The organism is Deinococcus frigens DSM 12807, assembly GCF_000701425.1.
Classification (GTDB): Bacteria; Deinococcota; Deinococci; order Deinococcales; family Deinococcaceae; genus Deinococcus; species Deinococcus frigens.
The window spans coordinates 1-3,171 of sequence record NZ_JNIW01000124.1 but is presented as its reverse complement, the minus strand read 5'-3'; the positions used below and the strand labels follow the sequence as shown (position 1 = coordinate 3,171).

At 61.7% G+C, this 3,171-nt stretch carries 3 protein-coding genes; 1 reads left to right on the top strand and 2 read right to left on the bottom strand.

Annotation, left to right across the window (positions count from 1 at the left end):
- Positions 1 to 323: 323 nt before the first annotated feature.
- A complete protein-coding gene (locus Q322_RS0119810) occupies positions 324 to 1,274 on the bottom strand; it encodes an NADP-dependent oxidoreductase (RefSeq protein WP_051668813.1) in 951 nt (316 codons plus the stop codon).
- 43 nt (positions 1,275 to 1,317) lie between these two features.
- Entirely contained in the window at positions 1,318 to 2,220 is a 903-nt protein-coding gene (locus Q322_RS21420; protein ID WP_034419405.1) for an SDR family oxidoreductase, read from the bottom strand.
- A gap of 163 nt (positions 2,221 to 2,383) precedes the next feature.
- Between Q322_RS21420 and Q322_RS0119800 the strand changes: the two genes are divergently transcribed.
- Positions 2,384 to 2,653 carry a winged helix-turn-helix transcriptional regulator gene (locus tag Q322_RS0119800; protein WP_245593333.1) on the top strand — a complete coding sequence of 90 codons (270 nt, stop codon included), beginning with the start codon at positions 2,384 to 2,386 and terminating at the stop codon, positions 2,651 to 2,653.
- The last annotated feature ends 518 nt before the right edge of the window (positions 2,654 to 3,171 follow it).

Sequence of the window (3,171 nt, the reverse complement as noted above, 5' to 3'; positions counted from 1 at the left end):
GCCTGGTTGGAAACCCAGCCAGATCTCATCTCCCAGCAGACCCTCTTCCATTGGTGGCCCTTGTCAAGGAATTAATCGGAGTCAGTATGACTAGCATCGGATTCCGTTGGTAAAGTCAGGCGATTAGGGAAATCCGCGTCAGGATCAGAATTCTTGTGCCCTTGGGGAAGACTGCACGAACGACTCGAACAGTTTCGCCAGGGATGTCACCGAGGGGTTCCGGGTGCAATATGCCCCATTTTTCGGATTTTCAGGGAGCTGTCGACTTCACCAACGGAATCCAACGCTAGTCGCACCCCGGTACTTACAAACTCTCTGGGAGATCACTCCAGCGAGACCACCACTTTCCCCCGAACTTCCGGCCCCTCTGCATACTCGTGGGCGGCGCGGATCTCGGTCAGGGGGAAAATCTGATCGACGGGCACCTTCAGCTCGCCGCTGTCGATTAAACGGCTCAAGAAAGCCAGATCGAGTCCCCGCTCTGCCGTCCGCACGGCGGCAAAACGCGGTTCCGCACCGGGCAGCATGGCAGCGGCGTCAGACAGTCGGGTCGGCAGGCCACGGGTGCTCACCAGCACACCACGCGGGGCCAGGGCATGTTTGACCTCGCTGAACTTCAGGGCGGGCGGCGTGTCCAGGATCACGTCCCAGGGCTGGCCGATGTCATCCCAGTTCATGTCGTCGGTGCAAACCGCCTCGTCCACGCCCAACTCGCGCAGATACTTTAATTTGCTGCTACGGGCCACGCCAGTTACATGCGCGCCCATGATTCGGGCCAGTTGCACCCCGAAAGCCCCAATACCGCCGGACGCGCCGTAAACCAGCACTCGCTTCTCTTCCTGGCTGGTCTGCAACCTTCCCTCGCCGCGCAGGGCTTGCAGGGCAGTCAGACCTGATAGTGGCACCGCTGCCGCCGTCACCAGATCGACGCTCTCAGGGGCCAGTCCGACGCGCGCCTGACTGACCGTGACGTAATCGGCGGCCCCACCCCCACCATGCCCCAGCAGGGCGTACACCCGGTCCCCCGGACGGTAGGCGGTCACCTCCGGCCCGCAGCCCGCCACCTCGCCCGACACATCGAAGCCGGGCGTGAAGGGCAGTTGTCCGGCCATGATGATTCCCAGGCCACCGCCGCGCAGGTTGAGGTCAGTGCCGTTGATGCTGGAGCCGTGAACGCGGATCAGCACCTCGTCACCCTTCGGGGCGGGCCAGGCGACTTCCTCGACCTGCAACACCGAGGGATCGCCAAAACTGTGAAAGCGGGCGGCCCTCATGAGTCAGCCGCCTGAATTGCTCCGTTCATCTTTGCTCCTTCCCTCACGCCTGCGCGGTCTGCGCGAACAGGTCCACCTGCTGGCGCACCCACTGCTCCAGGGTGGTCTGCTGCACGGGCAACTGCGCCACAACCCCCTGCATGTCCACCACCATTGAGTCCAGTGGCGCGGCTGCCCCGGCCCGGTAGGCGGCGACGATTCCGGCCTCGGCTTCCGGTCCCATCATGCGGCCCATGATTGCGCCGAATTGCTCGGGCGTGGTGGCTTCATACCGAATCTCGCGGCCTAATGCAGTGGAAAATGCGTCTGCAATATCAGCGCCCTTTAGAGCCTGTGGGCCGCCCAGGTCAAACGCCTGCCCGGTCAGCTCGGGCCGTCCCAGCGCCGCCACCGCGAAACGCCCCAGATCCTGCGCGGCAATCCAGGAGGTGGGCCGATCTGCTGCCACCGGGTAGGCCAGTACGTCTTCAGCCTGGAGGCGCGGCAGCACCCACGGCCCCAGGAAGTTTTCCATGTAGGCGGTGGGGCGCAGGATGATGTTCGGCACGCCGCTGTCGCGTAAACCACGCTCCAGATGAATGCGGTAATCCATCATCGGCAGGCCGGTGGGTTCGGGGGGCGTTTGTCCACTGGTGTTGAGTACCAGCAACTTGACCCCGCCCTCTTTTGCAGCCTGAATAGCGTTCTGGGCGTATTCCAGTGGATTGCCTCCGCCTGAGAAGGGCAGCATCAGGAACACCTTATCCACGCCCTGCGTTGCGCGGCGGACACTGTCCATGTCGGCCAGATCGCCCGCCACCACTTCCGCGCCTGCGTCATTCAGCGCCTGGTTCTTTGCCGCGTCGGTGACCAACGCCCGCACCCGGTATCCGGCGTCCAGCAGGCCGTGGGCGACTGGCGCACCCTGCGCCCCGCCTGCGCCGTAGGTCAAAACAAGTTCGCTCATGGGGTGCCTCTCTTTTCTGGCACGCTTAAGGTGTGCATCAGAAAATCCACGCTATCAGCGACGTTTCATTTTGTGAAGAAGTTTCTAAACGTTGCTATAGTTTCTGGAAATGAACTTTGAGACCCAGATTCATGAGCGGCCTGAATGCACTGTGGAGAGAGCGTTGGCGGTCATTGACGGCAAATGGACCACCCTGATCCTGCGCGATCTGCTCTCAGGCACGCGGCGTTTCGGTGAATTGCGGTCCAGCCTGAGCGGCATCAGTCCCAAAACCCTGACAGACCGCTTGCGCGCGCTGGAGACGCAGGGTGTGCTGACCCGTCAGGTGTTCCCGGAGATTCCGCCGCGTGTGGAATACACCCTGACCGACAAGGGCCGCGCACTGGGCAGCGTGGTGCATGCGCTGGCCGAGTGGGGAGCGCAGTGGACCTGAGGAAGCGGGGTGGGAAGCAAGACTCGAAGCTGTGCTCGTTCCAGTGCCGCACCGTCGAGAACTATCCATGTCGTTCGGGACGACCTCAACGCAATCATATCGGCGTTGCGATGTGGGTCTGGGTTCGGTTGGCATACTGTGCAAGAGAGGCGGAAACAACGACATAGGCGCTGAGATCTGGTCTATTTGACGACTGCATGCGCCAGCAACTCAAAAATCTGCCCCTGAGTTTCGCTGACGCCCGATCGCATTGCAACGCCACTTCAGCCGCCGAACGTCACTTCCTTTCTGGAAACATTTCACTGAGTTTCCCCAGCAGCCCCTAAACTGGGAGGCTCATCCTGCGTTCCGGGGAGTTGATCCCAGAAGCAAGGATAACATCGGCTCCAGCAGTGAACATCCACGACACCGGATGTTGTGCATAGCCTGGAAAAAGGTGAGATACAGCGGCAACCACCTCTGTGAGATGCCTCGGTGAGGACGCAACCAGGATCGCAGCACACTCCACACCCCCAGGG

What these genes read in the sequence shown, in the direction of transcription:
- Q322_RS0119810 (WP_051668813.1), bottom strand. Translation starts at nt 1,274, where the DNA reads ATGAGGGCCGCCCGCTTTCACAGTTTTGGCGATCCCTCGGTGTTGCAG.
- Q322_RS21420 (WP_034419405.1), bottom strand. Translation starts at nt 2,220, where the DNA reads ATGAGCGAACTTGTTTTGACCTACGGCGCAGGCGGGGCGCAGGGTGCG.